Source organism: Nocardioides sp. P4_G4, from assembly GCF_056401085.1.
On sequence record NZ_JBFUKA010000090.1, the window covers coordinates 1 to 17526 of the forward strand.

Annotated in this window: 10 protein-coding genes and 1 pseudogene; 7 read left to right on the plus strand and 4 right to left on the minus strand. The window is 71.6% G+C overall.

The window, feature by feature from the left end; genetic code table 11:
- From cydD to AC1DQF_RS18070, 3 genes are all read right to left on the minus strand, one after another.
- Positions 1-2424 (minus strand): thiol reductant ABC exporter subunit CydD (cydD, locus tag AC1DQF_RS18060; protein ID WP_477526613.1); only part of this gene is annotated, 2424 nt, incomplete at its 3' end.
- A 2-nt stretch (positions 2425-2426) separates the two neighbouring features.
- Complete coding sequence (gene cydB / locus AC1DQF_RS18065) at positions 2427-3443, minus strand: cytochrome d ubiquinol oxidase subunit II (RefSeq protein WP_477526614.1); 1017 nt, start codon at positions 3441-3443, stop codon at positions 2427-2429.
- A gap of 25 nt (positions 3444-3468) precedes the next feature.
- Entirely contained in the window at positions 3469-4911 is a 1443-nt protein-coding gene (locus AC1DQF_RS18070) for a cytochrome ubiquinol oxidase subunit I (protein WP_477526615.1), read from the minus strand.
- A gap of 112 nt (positions 4912-5023) precedes the next feature.
- Here AC1DQF_RS18070 and AC1DQF_RS18075 point away from each other — a divergent pair, with 112 nt between their 5' ends.
- Both AC1DQF_RS18075 and AC1DQF_RS18080 read left to right on the plus strand, forming a co-directional pair.
- Entirely contained in the window at positions 5024-5395 is a 372-nt protein-coding gene (locus AC1DQF_RS18075) for a BlaI/MecI/CopY family transcriptional regulator (RefSeq protein WP_477526616.1), read from the plus strand.
- A gap of 8 nt (positions 5396-5403) precedes the next feature.
- Positions 5404-6285 (plus strand): M56 family metallopeptidase, encoded by an 882-nt coding sequence (locus AC1DQF_RS18080; protein ID WP_477526617.1) that lies wholly within the window; start codon positions 5404-5406, stop codon positions 6283-6285.
- A gap of 94 nt (positions 6286-6379) precedes the next feature.
- On the opposite strand, the gene AC1DQF_RS18085 is transcribed toward AC1DQF_RS18080, so the two are convergent.
- Positions 6380-9715 (minus strand): M4 family metallopeptidase, encoded by a 3336-nt coding sequence (locus AC1DQF_RS18085; RefSeq protein ID WP_477526618.1) that lies wholly within the window; start codon positions 9713-9715, stop codon positions 6380-6382.
- A 325-nt stretch (positions 9716-10040) separates the two neighbouring features.
- Between AC1DQF_RS18085 and AC1DQF_RS18090 the strand changes: the two genes are divergently transcribed.
- The 5 genes and pseudogenes from AC1DQF_RS18090 to AC1DQF_RS18110 all read left to right on the plus strand — a co-directional run.
- Positions 10041-12716 carry an FtsK/SpoIIIE family DNA translocase gene (locus tag AC1DQF_RS18090; RefSeq protein ID WP_477526619.1) on the plus strand — a complete coding sequence of 892 codons (2676 nt, stop codon included), beginning with the start codon at positions 10041-10043 and terminating at the stop codon, positions 12714-12716.
- The gene (locus tag AC1DQF_RS18095) at positions 12716-14569 is read left to right on the plus strand and encodes a helix-turn-helix domain-containing protein (protein ID WP_477526620.1); all 1854 of its coding nucleotides are present in this window, start codon (positions 12716-12718) and stop codon (positions 14567-14569) included. Before AC1DQF_RS18090 ends, AC1DQF_RS18095 begins: the two co-directional genes overlap by 1 nt.
- An 81-nt stretch (positions 14570-14650) precedes the next feature.
- A complete protein-coding gene (gene rimO / locus AC1DQF_RS18100; protein WP_477526621.1) occupies positions 14651-16159 on the plus strand; it encodes a 30S ribosomal protein S12 methylthiotransferase RimO in 1509 nt (502 codons plus the stop codon).
- On the plus strand, positions 16156-16794 hold the full coding sequence (pgsA, locus tag AC1DQF_RS18105) for a CDP-diacylglycerol--glycerol-3-phosphate 3-phosphatidyltransferase (protein ID WP_477526622.1): 639 nt from the start codon (positions 16156-16158) through the stop codon (positions 16792-16794). The genes rimO and pgsA overlap by 4 nt, the downstream gene beginning before the upstream one ends.
- 97 nt (positions 16795-16891) lie before the next feature.
- A pseudogene (locus AC1DQF_RS18110) lies at positions 16892-17526 on the plus strand (bifunctional metallophosphatase/5'-nucleotidase); the annotation flags it as partial.

A 17526-nucleotide genomic window follows, 5' to 3' on the forward strand; every position in this document is an offset into this window, starting at 1 on the left:
GCCCGCGGAGACGGCCCGCACCGAGCGGCGTACGGCCCGTTCCAGGGCGACGCCCTCCGCGTCCACGGCGGCCAGGGCGTCGGGCGCGGCCTGCCACTGGCGCAGCTCGTCGCTGGCCGCGACGACCTCCTCGACCAGCGCGGAGGTCCGGGCGCGGTGCTGCACGTGGGCGGGCTCGGCGGCCCGGGCGCCGTGGCGTCCGAGCAGGCCGGCCAGGACCCCGACACCCACCAGCACGGCCATGACGAGGCCGGCCTGCGGGGCCCACCACCAGGCGAGGCCGGCGGCCAGGATGCCCACCGACAGGGCGGTGACCACCGGCTGTCGTACCCGCAGCCGGGCGTCGAGCAGTGAGTCGACGTCGTCGACGACGGACGCCAGCAGGTCGCCCCTGCGGGGCCCGGCGGTCCTGAGCGCGCCGGGCACGAGCGGCACCAGCGCGGCGTAGACGGCGGTCCGGTGGCGGGCGAGCTCGTGCAGGACGACGTCGTGGGACATCAGCCGCTCCGCGTGCCGCAGCACCGGCCGGGCGATGCCGAAGGTCCGCACGCCCACGATGGCCACCATCAGCACGAGGACCGGCGGGTGGGCGCTGGCGCGGGTGATCAGCCACGCGGCGGTGGCCGTGAGCGCCACCCCGGCGGCCGTGGACAGCACGCCGAGCACCGTGGCGAGCGGGCCGGACCACGCGGGGGGCGGCGGCACGTCCTCCTGCTCGGCCGACGTGGGTCRGGCGACCGGCGTGCGCACCGCGACCGGGGCGACGTCGGCGGCAGTGCGGTCGACGGGGAGGGCAGGAGAGAGGGGGCGGAGCTCGACCACCAGGTCGGCGCAGGCCAGGACCGCCGCCCGGTGCGCCACGACCACGACGAGGGCTCGCGCGGCCAGGGAGCGCACCACGTCGAGCAGGACCTGCTCGGTGGCGTCGTCGAGGTGGGCGGTGGGCTCGTCGAGCAGCACGACCGGCCGGTCGGCGAGGAGCACGCGGGCCATCGCCAGCCGGGCGCGCTGTCCGGCGGACAGGCCGGCGCCGTCCTCACCGAGGAGGCGGTCCAGCCCGTCGGGGTGCGCGGCCACGGCCTCGCTCAGCCCGAGCGCGTCGAGGGCGCACCACAGCTGCTCGTCGGTCGCGGCGGGAGCGCCGAGGAGCAGGCCGTCGCGGACCGTCCCGGCCGCCAGCCACGGTCGCTGGGGGAGCCAGGCGACCTGGCGCCGCCACCAGTCGGGGTCGACGTCGACGAGGTCGACGCCGCCGACCAGCACGTGCCCGTCGTACGCCGCGAGCTCGCCCCGCAGGGTCTGCAGCAGGGTCGACTTGCCGCACCCGCTCGCTCCGGCGACAGCGACCAGTCCGCGGTCGGGGAGGTCCAGGACGAGCGGGCGGGTCAGCGCCCGCGCGGAGCCGGGGTGGCCGGGGGCGAGGTCGACGAGTGCCAGACGGGACGAGCGGGGGACCGTGGTGCCGGTGGCCCCGGCGTCGAGGGTCGACAGCGCCTGCGTGGCCTCCGTGAGGGCGGCCGTGCCCTCGGCGGCGGCGTGGAACTCGGCGCCGACCCGGCGAAGCGGCCAGTACGCCTCGGGGGCCAGGAGCAGCACGACCAGGGCCGTCTCGAACCCGATCCCGGCCGCCGCGAGCCGCAGGCCGACGCACACGGCGACCAGCGCCACGGACAGGGTCGCGACCAGCTCGAGCACGCTGGAGGAGGCGAAGGCGACGCGCAGGGTCTCCACGGTGGCGCGGCGGTAGCGCTCGGTGACGGCGCCGATCCGCGCGACCTGCGCCTCCGCCCGGCGGTGCGCCACCAGGGTGGGTAGCCCGCGCACGACGTCGAGGAAGTGCCCCGACAGCACACCCAGCTCCCGCCACTGCAGCGCGGCGCGGTCGCGGGTGGTCATCCCGACGAGCGCGGCGAAGACGGGCACCAGGGGAAGGGTGAGCAGCACGATGAGGCCGGACAGCCAGTCCAGCCACCAGATCGCGACCACCGTCAACGGGGGCAGGACGGCCGCCAGGACGAGGGCCGGCAGGTAGCGGGTGACGTACGGCTCGACGCTGGTCGCGCCACGGGTGGCGAGCAGCACCAGCGCGTCCGGCTCGGGACCGTCCCGCCCGGGCCGCGCGGTGGCCGCGGCCAGCAGGCGGTGGCGCAGCGTCGTCGACACACGTGCTGCCGCCCGGGCCGCGGCCAGATCGGCGACGTGCTCGACGAGGGCGCGCAGCGCGACCACCGCGAGCAGCGCCACGGCCGCGGGGTGCCACCCGTCGCCCGCGGGGTCGCTGACCAGCCGCACCACCAGGGCGCCGATCGCCCAGGCCTGGGCAAGGGTCAGCACCCCACCCGTCACGCCGGCGCCGACCACGACGGCGAGCGGCCGTCGGGCGGGCAGCAGGTGGGGGAGGACCTCCGGGTCCAATGGACGCATCGTCAGTGGCTCGCGTCCGCCGTCGACGCCGGGATGTGGTGCACCGAGATCCGCTTGCGGAAGACCCAGTAGGTCCACCCCTGGTACATCAGCACGATCGGGGTGAAGATCACCGCCACCCACGTCATGACCTTCAGCGTGTACGCCGTCGAGGAGGCGTTGGTGGTCGTCAGCGAGAAGGCCGCGTCCGTCGACGACGGCATCACGTCGGGGAAGAGGCCGACGAAGAGCCCGGCCACCGCCAGCCCGATGGTGACGAACGTGCCCAGGAACGCCCAGCCCTCCCGGCCGGCGCGGGCGGCGACGAGGCCGGCCACCAGGGCGAGGGCGGCGAGCACGAAGAGCACCGCGGAGAACGCCGTACCGGTCTTGAGCTGGGTCCACACGAGGAACACCACCGCCAGCACCGCGGCCACGGCGCCGATCTGCAGGGCCATGGCCCGGGCCCGGTGGCGGATGTCGCCGTCGGTCTTGAGCGCCAGGAACAGCGCCCCGTGGGTCGCGAAGAGGGTCAGCGTGACCAACCCGCCCAGGAGCCCGAACGGGTTGAGCAGGGTGAAGAGGTTGCCGGTGAACTCCTTGTCGGCGTCGATCGGCACCCCCGCCACGATGTTGGCGAACGCCACGCCCCACAGGAAGGCCGGCACCACCGAGCCGATGATCAGCGCCAGGTCCCAGCGGGCCCGCCACCGGTCGTCGTCGCGCTTGGCGCGGTACTCGAAGGCGAGGCCCCGGACGATCAGGCCGACGAGGATGAGCAGCAGGGGCAGGTAGAAGCCGCTGAAGAGGGTGGCGTACCACTCCGGGAAGGCCGCGAAGGTGGCGCCGCCGGCGACGAGCACCCACACCTCGTTGCCGTCCCACACGGGCCCGACAGAGTTGTACATGACCCGGCGCTCGGTGTCGTCGCGGGCCAGCACGGGCAGCAGCATGCCGACGCCGAAGTCGAAGCCCTCCAGGCAGAAGTAGCCGATCCAGAGGACGGCGATCAGGGCGAACCAGACGGTGGTGAGTTCCATGTCGATCCTTGTCGTCAGTGCGTCGTCAGTAGGCGAAGGCCATGGGGGCGTCGTCGTCGTGCCCGCCGACGGGCACGTCCGGTGGCTCCACGAAGGGGTCCGCGCCGCGACGTACGTACTTCAGGAGGAGGCCGAGCTCGACGACGGCCAGCACGGCGTACAGCAGGGTGAGGACGATCAGGGACGTGGCGGCCTCGAAGACGCTGACGCTGGGCGACACGCCGTTCTCGGTGGTCATTAGCCCGAAGACGACCCACGGCTGGCGGCCCATCTCGGTGAAGATCCAGCCGAAGGAGTTGGCGGCCACCGACAGGACCGGCAGCCCGACGGCGAGCCAGGGGAACCACCTCCCTCGGGGCACGCGACCGCGTYGGGTCACCCACAGCACCAGGGCCGCCCCCGCGGCCGCCGCCATGCCGAGCCCGATCATCAACCGGAAGGACCAGTAGGTGATGGGCACGACGGGCACGTAGTCGCCGGCCGAGTAGTAGGCGGCGCCGGGATCCTGCCCGTACGTCGCGACGTACTCCTCGCGGAGCTCGTCGATGCCCTTGACCTCGCCGTCGAAGGAGCCGGTCCCCAGGAAGCTGAGCAGGCCCGGGATCTTGATCGCGAACTTCTCCTCGCTCCCGTCCGGGGTGCCGATGGTGAAGATCGAGAACGACGCGGGCTGCTCGGTCTGGAACAACCCCTCGGCGGCGGCCATCTTCATGGGCTGCACCTCGGTCATGATCTTGCCCTGCACGTCACCGGAGACGGCGACGCCGAGACCGGCCAGCAGCGTGACGGTGGCGCCGATGCGCACGGCACGGCGGTAGAGGCCGCGGTCGTGCTCGTGCCCGCGGCGGACGTAGAGCCAGCCGGCGACACCGACGACGAAGGCGCCCGCGGTGAGGTACGCCGAGGCGATCACGTGCGGGAACGTCACCAGCTGGACCTTGTTGAACATCACCGCCCAGAAGTCGACGAGCTCGGCCCGCCCGGTCTCCGGGTTGTACGTGTGCCCGACCGGGTGCTGCATCCAGGAGTTGGCGGCGAGGATGAACCACGAGGAGAACAGCGTCCCGATGTGCACGATCCACATGCAGGACGCGTGCAGCGCGCGGGGGAGCTTGTCCCACCCGAAGATCCACAGCCCCAGGAACGTCGACTCGAGGAAGAACGCGAGCAGGCCCTCGATGGCCAGCGGGGCTCCGAAGACGTCGCCGACGAAGCGCGAGTAGTCCGACCAGTTCATCCCGAACTGGAACTCCTGCACGATGCCCGTGACCACGCCGATGGCGAAGTTGATGAGCATCAGCTTGCCGAAGAACTTGGTGAGGCGGAGGTAGTCCTCGTTGCGGGTGCGGACCCACGCGGTCTCGAAGCCGGCGACCATGGCGGTGAGGCCGATCGTGAGCGGGACGAAGAGGAAGTGGTAGACGGTGATGATGCCGAACTGCCAGCGTGCGATGTCGAGGACGTCCATGTACCTGCTCCCGGGCAAGATCCACTGTGGATCGGCGAAGAACTACTACTCAGCGTAGTAGATACTACGCCGTGTCGTACTTTCGTGCACAGGGGCTCTAGACTCCGTGGACATGGGTCCAAGGTCCCGGATGGGTGAGCTCGAGCAGGCCGTCATGCAGACGCTCTGGGCGCTCGAGGACGAGCAGTGGGCGACGGTGCGCCAGGTGCACGAGTCGCTGGCCGCCCGCGGGCTGGCCTACACGACGGTCATGACCGTCATGGACCGGCTCGCGCGCAAGGAGTACGTCGAGCAGCAGCGCGACGGTCGCGCCTACCGCTACCGCCCGCGTGTCAGCCGGGCCGGCCTGACGGCCGAGCTGATGCGCGAGACGCTCGTGGACATGGGGGCCGAGGAGCGCGGCTCCGCGCTGGTCTCCTTCGTCGCGGACGCGGACGAGGCGGACATCGCGGCCCTGCGTCGCGCCCTCGGCGACCTGGCCTGACCCCGCCCGTGCTGACGCCCCTCGTGCTCGGCGCCCTCGCGCTCGCCCTGGCCAGCCCGCTGCCGTGGGCGCTGGCCCGCTCCGAGCGCCTGCGGCACACGCCGGTCCCCGCGATGCTGCTGTGGCAGAGCACCGCGCTGGCCGCGGTGCTGGCCGCGGTCGGCGCCGGCCTCTCCCTGGTCACCCACCGGCTGTGGCAGGGCGACGTGGGCGTCGGCGACGTGCTGCTGGCCGCCCTCGCCGGGGGAGTGACGGTGGTGGTCGTGGGACGGCTGCTGCTGAGCGGCCACCGGACCGGGACGACCCTGCGCCGGTTGCGGCGCCGGCACCGCGAGCAGGTGGACCTGCTGGCGCGGGTCGACCACCAGATCCTCGAGCAGTGGATCTCGGTGCTCGACCACGAGGTCCCGGTCGCCTACTGCGTGCCCGGGATGTCGGGCTCGCGGATCGTGGTCTCGCGCTCGACGCTGATGCGCCTCGGGCCGGCCGAGCTCGCCGCCGTGGTGGCGCACGAGCGCTCGCACCTGCGCGCCCGGCACGACCTGGTGCTGGAGGCCTTCACCGTCCTGCACCGCGCCTTCCCGCGCTGGGTGTCCAGCGGCGCCGCCCACCACCAGGTGCAGGTGCTCGTCGAGGTCCTGGCCGACCGGGCCGCCGTACGCCGCGGTGACCGGCGCGCGCTGGCCTCCGCGCTGCTCACCCTGGCCGGGTCGCACACGCCGGGCGGGGCCCTGGGTGCCACCGGGACGGGGCTGGTCGAGCGGGTCGCGGTGCTCCGCGACACCGAGCCGCACCGGCTGCAGGCGGTCGTGGYCACCCTCTCCGCCCTGGCGCTGCTCGCCCTGCCGAGCGCGCTCGTGGTGCTGCCCTGGCTGGCCGGGCTGCGCTGACCGGGACCTGACGGCGTGCAACGGCACGAGGCCCCGGTGGATGACTCCACCGGGGCCTCGCTTGGTCCTGGGTCAGGACCGGGTGCTGCTCAGGTCAGCGCACGACCTTGAACTTCACCTTGTCGCTGCTGCCCTCGACGGTCGAGGAACCCTTGTAGGTCGCGACGAGCTTGTGCTTGCCGACCTTGAGGTTCTTCTTGACCTTGTAGACGAACCGGCCGTCCTTGAGGCTGCCCTTGCCCATCCACTTGCCGTCGACCTTGATGACGACCTTGCCGGTCGCCTTTGAGCCGTCGGTGGCCTTGACCTTGACGATGGCCTTGAAGTCCTGCTTGAAGGCGGGCTTCGTCGGCTTGATCTTGGCCATGGTCGTGGACTCGGACGTCCCCGCGGGCGGGGTGGGGCTGTCGGGGCCCTTGACCGTCACGGTGACCGGGGCGGAGGAGTCCGCGGTGATGTTGTCACCGGTGTACTTCACCGTCATGGCGTGGGCGCCGGCCGGCGTGTTGGCCGGGACCGTCAGGGTCGCAGCCGCGCCCGCCAGCGTGGCGGTGCTCAGCGTGGTGCCCTTCTCGTCCACCAGGGTGACCGTGCCCTTGGGGGGCAGACCGGTGGTGCCGTTGCGCTTGACGGTCACGTCGACCACCGAAGCCTCACCGAGCTTGGACGGCTCGGGTCGGTGCATCGCGGTCACCGTGGTGGCCGCCTCGCAGACCTCGACCTTGACGTTGTCGACGTACCAGCCGTCGACACCACCACAACCGTCGCGGCCGACGTTGAAGGCGACCCGCACGGTGGCCGGACCCTTGGCGCCGACGGCGCCGAGGTCGACGATCGAGGTACCCCACGAGCCGGACACCTTGCCGCCGTCCGTGCCCGAGAAGGCCTCCTCGCCGGCCATCGGGTTGGTGTTGTAAGGCTGACCCTGCACCACGGCGGGCTCCAGCACGGCGTTGGGGCCGTTGAAGGCGTAGGCGTCGGCCGGGATGACCTGGAAAGGCCCTCCGTTGATGCTGACGCTCACGTTGCCACCGTCGAAACCACTCTCAGTGGACACGTAGTGGTCGAACTCCAGTCGCGGCGAGGCACCACCCGAGGGAAGCGCCACCGACGGGCTGATGATCGTGTCCTTGCTGGAGATGTCCAGGGCGCCACCCTGGCAGTCGCCGTCGTCCGGCGTGGGTCCGAACGCAACGGTGCCGGCGTGGTCACCGGGCGCGCTGCCGGTCGCCGTCCACTCGATGCCGTGACCGTCGGGGTAGGTGACCGTCTGGTCGGTGCCCCAGCCACTCAGGCCGTCCTCGAAGTCCTCCGCGAAGACGACGTCCGGGGTGAAACCGGGGCCGCAGGGGGACGGAGCGTTCTTGGCGAGCAGCGGCTGGAAGTCGCACTGCACGGGCTCCTTGCGGAACTCGACAGCCTTCGACACGGCAGCCACCGCGGCGCAGTCGGCCGCCGTGATCGACGTTGCACCGGCCGTGGTGTTCGGAGCGGTGCTCATCTTGTTGATCGACTTGCCCGTCAGGTCCACGCAGGACGCGTCGAGCGCGTCGGCCATGTCGGTGAAGTTCGACGAGGGCGTGAGGTAGGACGACTGGGCGCGCCACCAGAGGTTGGCGGCCTTGTCGACGCCGATGCCGGGGACGGTCACACCGTTGTAGGTGCCGCCGTCCACGAGCAGGGCGTAGGCGTGGTTCGGCACGCCGGAGTTGGAGTGCACGCCGCCCGCGTCGCTGGTGCCGTCGCACTTGTACTCCGCGTCAGAGACCTTGCCCGGGTCGCCGTAGCAGGTGGGGTTCCACATGTCACGGATTGCTCCTCCGAAGGCCTCGGACTTCTCGCCCATGAGCCACCGGTAGGAGTCTGCCCGAGCACCGCTGGCGTCCTTGATGGTCGCCGTGACCGGCTGGCCGGCGGCCAGCTGGCCGCGGATCGCCTCACGCTTGTCCAGGCCGATGGAGACGGTCGGGGGCAGCGTGGTGTCCGGAGAGCTGAAGCTCACCGGGGCGTTGTCGCGGTTGCCGATGATCAGGGCCGCGACGCCCGCGGCGCGGGCGTTCTCGGCCTTGGCCACGAAGCTGCAGGTGCCGCGGTCGACCATGGCGATCTTGCCCGCGACGGCGGCAGCGTTGGTGAACGGCGTGCAACCGTCGGTGGTCGTGGGGCCGTCGGCGTCCGCGGCGTCAGTGGCGACGACGACGTCGCCGCTGATCGTGGGGAGCACGTCGGGGCCCATGTAGCCGCCGGTGAGGCAGTCGCCCGCGATCGCGGCCGGGGCCGTGATCGTCAGGAGCGGGTTGGCGACCGAGTGCGAGGAGCACAGGCCGACAGGTCGGACGCCGTTGAGGTTGCCCTCGCCCTCGTCGAGACGGCCGTTGATGAGGTCGACGGTCTCGCCCCACACGTCGGAGTACGACTCGTTGAGCGCACCGGACTGCCACTGGTAGATGAGGCCGGAGGTGTACTCGGTGTAGGCGTGGCCCCACTCGTGTGCGACCACGTCGTCGGAGGAGACCCCGTCGCAGTAGTTGGTCGTGACGCCGTTCCAGTTGGCGTTGGGGCACGCGATCGCCGGGTCGTTGTTGATGGTGTTCATCCGGTGGCCGGCGCCGTCGTAGGAGTCACGGCCGAAGGCGTTCTTGAAGATCCAGTACGCGTCACCGGTCGACTTGACCATGGAGTCCTGGTCCTCGTTGACCGTGGCTGCGGGGTCGGGCAGGAGCGGGTCGCCCTCCTTCCAGGCCAGGGTCAGCTGACGGTTGGCGTCGGCCTCGTACAGGCGACGGTCCAGCGCGTCGTGCATCATCGACCAACGGTTGACCGGCTTGCCGGTCGCGTCGGACACGAGGACGAAGTCGCGCACGTTGCGCTCGTTGGTGACCTCGACGGCCCAAGCGAGGACGGCCTTGCCGGTGACGCCGCGGGTCGAGCCGAGCCGGTAGACCACCAACTGCGGGGCCTTGGCGGCGAGGCCGGTCAGGTCGGTCTTCGCGGGTGCMTCGCCGGGGGGCTGGGCCTTGACGGTGAGGACCGCGCGCTCGCCGGCGTCGGTGGCCGACAGGCGAGGCGTGGTGGACAGCGACAGGTCGGGTGCGGCGTAGCCGTTGACCGAGGTCAGGTCGCCCTGCTCGTCGACGTTGACCTTGAGCAGGCTGCCGAACACAGGCACGCCCTTGTACTCCTGGGCGTAGCGGATGGTCCAGCCCACCGAGTTGGCGTCGACCCGCTCCTGCGTGAGCTCGCCGGGCCGGGCGCCGAAGTTGGCGGCGTACTTGTCGAGGTAGGCGTCAGCCTTCGCCTTGGCGGAGCTGAGGGTGTCGCCTGCGACACCCGGCATCAGGTCGCCGTTGCCCTTGACGCGGATGAAGCCGACCATGCCGGTCGCCTTCTCGCTGGTGACGGCCACCGCGCCGTCGGCCTGAGCAGTCATGGCCCTCAGGCCGTTGTCGCCAGCCGTGGCTGGCAGTGCTTGCGCTCCGAGCGTGGGGAGGGCGGCGAGGCCGGCCCCCACGACTGCGAGTGCAAGCCCCCTGTTGAGGAGCTTCACGTGTTTTCCTCCAGATTGTTCCGGTCGCCACCCGGAACAGACTGCCCCGAGTGATCTGGGACACCATACGAACGCTGGCGTGACACCGGTAGCCCCTTGAGAAGGTTTCTCGTAACACTCGTGTTTCGTTTCGATCCCGGTGCAGTCGTGGTGCGACACGCTTCCTGTGATCCGTGGGGCTGGTGTGACTCTCCCGTAGGGTCGCGGCATGGCGACCCGTACGTCTTCCCCGGCGGGGTCGCGGAGCTCGAGCACGTCCGGTTCCACCAGCTCGCGAAGCACTTCGCGAGGCGGTGGGGCCTCGTCCTCGAGCACCCGATCCCGCAGTACCAGCAAGAGCCCGGCCTCCCGCACGAGCAAGGGCGGTTCCCGCACGCCCGCTCGCGGCAGCTCGCGGCGCCCCACCACTCGTCCGGCCCCCCGCGCGGTGCGCAACGGGCCGGGACCGGTCGCTCGCGCGTTCGGTGGCATCGGTCGCACGGTCGCGTCCGTGTGGCTGGGCATCGCCCACGCCCTCGGAGCCGTGGCCCGCTCGATCGGGCAGTCGGCCCGTGACCTCGAGCCCGAGCACCGTCGTGACGGTGTCGGGCTGTTCCTGTTCGGCCTGGCCATGGTGGTCGCCGCAGCGGTCTGGTGGCAGCTGCCCGGCGGGGTCATGGAGTTCATGCGCTCGATGACCGCCGGCGCGGTCGGCAAGGTCGGCTGGCTGGTCCCGCTCTTCCTCGTGTACGCCGGGTGGCGCACCCTGCGCGACCCCGAGCGCAACGGCCCCGCCGGGCGCCAGGTCATCGGCTGGTCCGCCTTCGCCCTGGGGATCCTCGGGATCGTCCACATCGCCAACGGCAACCCGCAGCCCGAGCTCGGCGACGCCAGCTCGCTGCAGCAGGCCGGGGGAGCGGTGGGGTTCGTGACCTCGAGCCTCCTGCTCGACCTGTTCCGCACGGCGTACGTCGTGGTCCCGATGCTGGCCCTGCTCGCCTTCTTCGGCGTCCTGATCATCACCGCCACCCCCGTCTACCAGATCCCGGTCCGCCTGGCCGCGGCCCGCGATCGCGCCCTGGGCCGCACCGCGCCCGAGGACGGTGTCGCCGGCGAGCTGGAGGCGCCGACCACGCCGATGCGCACCCGCCGTCGCGGCATGCTCGAGGACATCGACCCCGAGGCGGGCGACCCGGCGTACGACTCCCCGGTCCTGGAGGACCGCGAGGTCAAGCGCCGTCGCGACAAGGCCCGCACGAAGAAGGGTGGCGAGGACGGCACGGACGCCGGCATCGACCTCTTCGCGGACGCGCCGACAGAGACCACGCCGGCCGTGGGCCTCCCCGCTGCCAGCACCCCTGACACGACCGGAGAGGTCGAGCCCCCGCCCCACACGCCGCTGCCCCAGCGCGTCGAGCAGCTCGCGCTGTCCGGCGACATCACCTACTCGCTGCCCGGCAACGAGGTCCTCAAGCCCGGGTCCGTGCACAAGGCCCGCTCCAAGGCCAGCGACGCCGTGGTCGAGCGGCTCATGCAGGTGATGGACGAGTTCGGCATCGACGCGGCCGTCACCGGCTACACCCGGGGCCCGACCGTGACCCGCTACGAGGTCGAGCTCGGCCCCGCGGTCAAGGTCGAGAAGGTCACCGCGCTCTCCAAGAACATCGCGTACGCCGTCGCCTCGGCCGACGTGCGGATCCTGAGCCCGATCCCCGGCAAGTCCGCGATCGGCATCGAGATCCCCAACCTCGACAAGGAGATCGTCTCCCTGGGCGACGTGCTCCGCTCCAACACCGCCCGCTCGGACCACCACCCGATGGTGGCGGGGCTCGGCAAGGACGTGGAGGGCGGCTTCGTCGTCGCCAACATGGCGAAGATGCCGCACCTGCTCGTCGCCGGTGCCACCGGCTCGGGCAAGTCGTCGTTCATCAACTCGCTGATCACCTCGATCCTGATGCGCTCGACGCCCGACGAGGTGCGGATGATCATGGTCGACCCGAAGCGGGTCGAGCTGAACGCCTACGAGGGCGTGCCGCACCTGATCACGCCGATCATCACCAACCCCAAGAAGGCCGCCGAGGCACTGGCCTGGGTCGTGCGCGAGATGGACATGCGCTACGACGACCTGGCCAACTTCGGCTTCCGCCACATCGACGACTTCAACAAGGCGGTGCGGGGCGGCAAGGTCGAGGTGCCCGCCGGCAGCGAGCGCGTGCTCACGCCATACCCCTACCTCCTGGTCATCGTCGACGAGCTCGCCGACCTGATGATGGTCTCGCCGCGTGACGTCGAGGACTCGGTCGTGCGCATCACCCAGCTGGCCCGTGCGGCCGGCATCCACCTGGTGCTCGCCACGCAGCGTCCGTCGGTCGACGTCGTGACCGGCCTCATCAAGGCCAACGTCCCGTCGCGGCTCGCGTTCGCGACCAGCTCGCTCGGCGACAGCCGGGTCATCCTCGACCAGCCGGGCGCGGAGAAGCTCGTGGGCCAGGGTGACGGCCTCTTCCTGCCGATGGGCGCCAGCAAGCCGGTCCGTGTCCAGGGGGCGTGGGTCACCGAGGCCGAGATCCAGCAGGTCGTCAAGCACTGCAAGGACCAGCTCGAGCCGACCTACGTCGAGGACGTCACCGCCCCGGCCGCGGCCAAGCGGGAGATCGACGACGACATCGGCGACGACATGGAGCTCGTGGTGCAGGCCATCGAGCTCATCGTCTCCACCCAGTTCGGCTCGACGTCGATGCTGCAGCGCAAGCTGCGCGTCGGCTTCGCCAAGGCCGGACGACTGATGGACATCCTCGAGAGCCGCGGCGTCGTGGGTCCGAGCGAGGGATCGAAGGCTCGCGACGTGCTCGTGAAGCCCGACGAGATCGACGCCGTCATTGCCACGATCGAGGGGAGTGCGTGATGGGTGCTGCTGAGCTGTACGACGACGGAACGACCGAGGGGACCGGCTCGACCGAGTCGCTGTCGGTGGCGCCCGAGGCGGTGGAGGTGCGCCGCAACGGCGCACTGGCCGCCGCGGTCGGTGCGGTCGCCGCCGCCATCGCGATCGCCTACCTGGCGCGCGCCACCCAGACGGGCGCTGCCCTCGACTGGATGCTGGCCGTGGTGCTCGGGCTCGTGTCGATCGGATGGCTGCGTGCCTTCGTCGACGCCCGTACGCCGCTGCTGGTCGCCGACGCCCAGGGCGTGCGCATCCGCCTGGGCCACACGTGGCGCGGCCTGCCGTGGAGCGCGGTGCACCACGTGGAGCACAGCCCGCGCCGTGGCCTGCTCCGCGACGGCCGCCTGGTCGTGGTCGCGCACAACGAGGAGCTCGTCCTCGACGAGCTCGACGCCCGCGGTCGTCGCCAGGCCGGGCTCGCCCGACGCCTGTACGGCGCCCCGCTGGCCGTCCCGCTCGGCCTCGCGACCCGCGTGAGCGGTGGTGGCGACGACCTGACCGCCGCCCTGGACCGGGTCGCCATGCGCTCCACCGAGGTCATCGTGCTCGACGCGCCCGTCGCGGACGACACGGTGGACGCCGCTGCGTCCCAGGACGACCAGCTTCGCGACGAGCACCGCGACGAGCTCGTGGAGCACGACGAGCATGTGGAGCACGCGGACGGGACCGAGGTCTCGCACCGGGTCCGCGACCCGCGTCCGTTCCTGGCCGCCGGCATCGCCCGGCTGTCCGCCCTGGTCCCGAGCCGCCCGGAGCACGGCGGAGAGGTCGACCACGAGGACGACCACGAGGACGACGACGTGGACGACGACGTGGTCGAGGACGAGGCGCACGAGGACGTGCAGGTCGACGCGCCCGTCGTCGCCAGCGCCACCCCGTCGCCCCTGCGCGAGGCCGCGAGCGCCCGTCGCTCGGAGGTCCGCCGGGACGTCGCCGAGGAGACCGACGAGGATGCCGGGGGTCGCGAGCTGCGCCGCCCGGGGAGCGTCAGCCTGGTGGAGGACACCCAGGTCTGGGGCGACCGTGTCCGGCCGATCTCCCGCCAGGGCGAGGTCGTCGAGCCGTTGGTCATCGACGAGTTCGCGACCCTGCCCGCGGCCGACCCCGTGGTCGGACCTGAGCTGGCCGCGGCCCGCACCCGGCTGGGCCTCACCGTGGACCAGCTGGCCGACCGCACCCGCATCCGCCCGCACGTCATCGAGTCCATCGAGGTCGACGACTTCGCTCCGTGTGGCGGCGATTTCTACGCCCGCGGCCACCTGCGCACCCTGGCCCGCGTGCTGGGCATCGACGTGGCGCCGCTGCTGACGTCGTACGACGAGCGCTACGCGCACGCCCCGATCAACCCGCGTCGCGTCTTCGAGGCCGAGCTGGCCACGGGCGCCAACGGCTCGATCCGCAGCACCCGCGGCGGCCCCAACTGGTCGGTGCTGGTCGCCGTGGTGATGGCCCTCGTGCTGTGCTGGTCGATCGCGCGGCTGGTGATGGACACGCCCACGGAGCTGCGCAACGCCACCCCCGTCCTCAACGGGTCCGGCGGACCCAGCGGTGCCGGGTCGGCACCCGCGGCCGACCCGGTGCCGGTCGTGGTCACCGCCGCGACCGGTGGTGCGCACGTGGTGGTGCGCGACGGCGCCGGCGAGATCGTCTTCAAGGGCAACCTCGCGGTGGGGGAGACCCGGGAACTCGACGCGGCCCCGCCGGTGCGCGTGCAGTCGACCGACGGAGCCGTGACCGTCACCCTCGACGGCCAGGAGCCGCGCCCGGTCGGCGAGCCCGGTGTGGCGGGCCAGGGGACGTTCGTCTCCCGGTGACGCCTGTGACGGGTGCCATGCCTGCGACCGCGGGCGAGGGTTGGAGTCAGCCACGGCGGAGGCGGCATACTCACAGGTGCGATGACGACCACTCCTGCTGACACCCGCCCCGTTCCCGGCACCCCTCTCAACGTGGCGGTGGTGACCCTGGGCTGTGCCCGCAACGAAGTCGACTCCGAGGAGCTTGCCGGCCGCCTGGAGGCCGACGGGTTCGTCCTGGTCGACGACCCGGAGGACGCCGACACGGTCCTGGTCAACACCTGCGGCTTCGTGGAGGCAGCCAAGAAGGACTCGGTCGACACCCTGCTGGAGGCCGCCGACCTCAAGGAGTCCGGTCGCCCGCAGGCCGTCGTGGCCGTCGGCTGCCTCGCCGAGCGCTACGGCAAGGACCTCGCCGACTCGCTGCCCGAGGCGGACGCCGTCCTCGGCTTCGACGACTACCCCGACATCRCCGCGCGACTGCGCTCGATCGTCGCGGGGGAGACCCACCACCCGCACACGCCCTCCGACCGGCGTCGGCTGCTGCCCATCAGCCCGGTGGACCGCGACGCCTCGGCGATCTCGGTGCCCGGTCACGCCGACCAGGGGCCCTCGGACGTCTCCGAGATCGGCGCCGGGGCTCCCGCCACCGGACCACGCGCCGTACGCCGCCGTCTGGACTCCGGTCCGATGGCTCCGCTCAAGCTGGCCAGCGGCTGCGACCGGCGCTGCTCGTTCTGCGCGATCCCCAGCTTCCGCGGCTCGTTCGTGAGCCGCCGTCCCAGCGACGTCCTGGCCGAGGGCCAGTGGCTGGCGACCCAGGGTGCCCGGGAGCTGTTCCTGGTGAGCGAGAACTCGACGTCGTACGGCAAGGACCTCGGCGACCTGCGGCTGCTGGAGACGATGCTTCCGGAGCTGGCCGCCATCGAGGGCGTCGACCGGGTGCGGGTGTCCTACCTCCAGCCGGCCGAGACGCGTCCCGGGCTGATCGAGGCCATCGCCTCCACCCCCGGGGTCGTGCCCTACTTCGACCTGTCCTTCCAGCACGCCAGCGCTGCGGTGCTGCGCCGGATGCGCCGCTTCGGCGACCCGGAGAGCTTCCTGGACCTGCTCGCGCGCATCCGCGACCTCGCACCGCTGGCCGGGGTGCGCTCCAACGTCATCGTCGGCTTCCCCGGTGAGACCGAGGACGACCTGCAGACGCTGTGCGACTTCCTCGAGGCGGCACGGATGGACGTCACCGGCGTCTTCGGCTACTCCGACGAGGACGGCACCGAGGCCGCGACGTACGACGGCAAGCTCGACGAGGACGAGGTGCGTGCCCGCACCGAGCACGTCACCTCCCTCGTCGAGGAGCTCAACGCCCAGCGGGCCGAGGAGCGCATCGGCGAGAGCGTCTCGGTGCTCGTCGAGTCGGTCGACGACGGGGTCGTCGAGGGTCGGGCCGAGCACCAGGGCCCGGAGGTCGACGGCACGACCACGGTCGAGCTCGACGGTGACGCCCGGGTCGGCGACATCGTCCTCGCGGAGGTCGTGGCCACCGACGGGGTCGACCTGGTCGCGCGAGCGACGGGTGACGCCGTCGCGCGAGCGACGGGAGCTGGGGCATGAGCACCGCCGAGCGCCAGGTCTCCAATTGGAACGTGCCCAATGCGCTGACGACCCTGCGCATCGTCATGGTGCCGTTCTTCGGGTGGGCGCTGCTCCACGACGGCGGCGACTCGACGCTGTGGCGCTGGGTGGCGTTCGCGATCTTCGCCGTCGCCATGATCACCGACAAGATCGACGGCGACCTGGCCCGCAAGCACGACCTCGTCACCGACTTCGGCAAGATCGCCGACCCGATCGCCGACAAGGCGATCACCGGCATGGCCTTCATCGGGCTGTCCATCGTCGGCGACATCTGGTGGTGGGTGACGATCGTGGTCCTGCTGCGCGAGTGGAGCGTGACCCTGTTGCGCCTCTCGGTGCTCAAGGACGTGGTCCTCGCTGCCTCGCAGAGCGGCAAGATCAAGACGACCCTGCAGGGCTTCGCCCTCGCCGGCCTGCTGATGCCGCTGCCTCACGGCGACGCGCACGGTGGGGCCTTCGACTACTGGGGCGTCGCCGGCGAGGTGCTGTTCTACTTCTTCCAGGTGGTGCTGGCGGGCGCGGTCGCGATGACGATGTGGTCCGGGTACGAGTTCTTCCGCGACGTCGCGCGGCAGCGGCGTACGACGTCACAGCCTGAAACACCGGGTCGGTAACCAGACGTTCACCTGTCACACGCGTCAACGCGCCGTGACGGGTCGAGGGCCGGGTTAGGGTGTCGCGGATCACTCACATCCCGGAAAGGCACCACCTGTGTCAGCATCCCTCTTCACGCGCCGCTGGGTGGCTGTGGCGACGACCTCGGGGGTCCTTGCGGCACCCCTGGCAGTGGTCGCTTTCACCACCGCCCCCGCGCAGGCAGCACCGTCGGTCGAGATCAACCTCGTCGCGGTCAACGACTTCCACGGTCGTATCAACACCAACACCACGAAGTGGGCGTCCACGGTCGAGGCCGTGTCCGCCGACACGACAACGCCGGCCAACACCCTGATGGTCGGTGCGGGCGACCTCATCGGTGCCTCGGAGTTCGCCTCGGCGATCCAGGACGACCAGCCCACCATCGACGTGATGAACGCCCTGGACCTCGACGTGTCCGCGGTCGGCAACCACGAGTTCGACAAGGGGTGGGCCGACCTCCGCGACCGCGTGATCGGCCCGGTCGCCGCGCGCAACGCGAAGTGGGACTACCTGGCCTCCAACGTGACCGTGAAGGCCACCGGAGCCACCGCCCTCGCGCCCTTCCAGACCTACGTGGTCGACAACGGCACCCCGGCCGACCCCAGCGACGACGTCACCGTCGGCGTCGTGGGTGGCGTGACCGACGAGACCCCGAGCCTCGTGAGCCCCGCCGGTGTCGCCGAGCTGCAGTTCTCCGAGGAGGTCTCGGC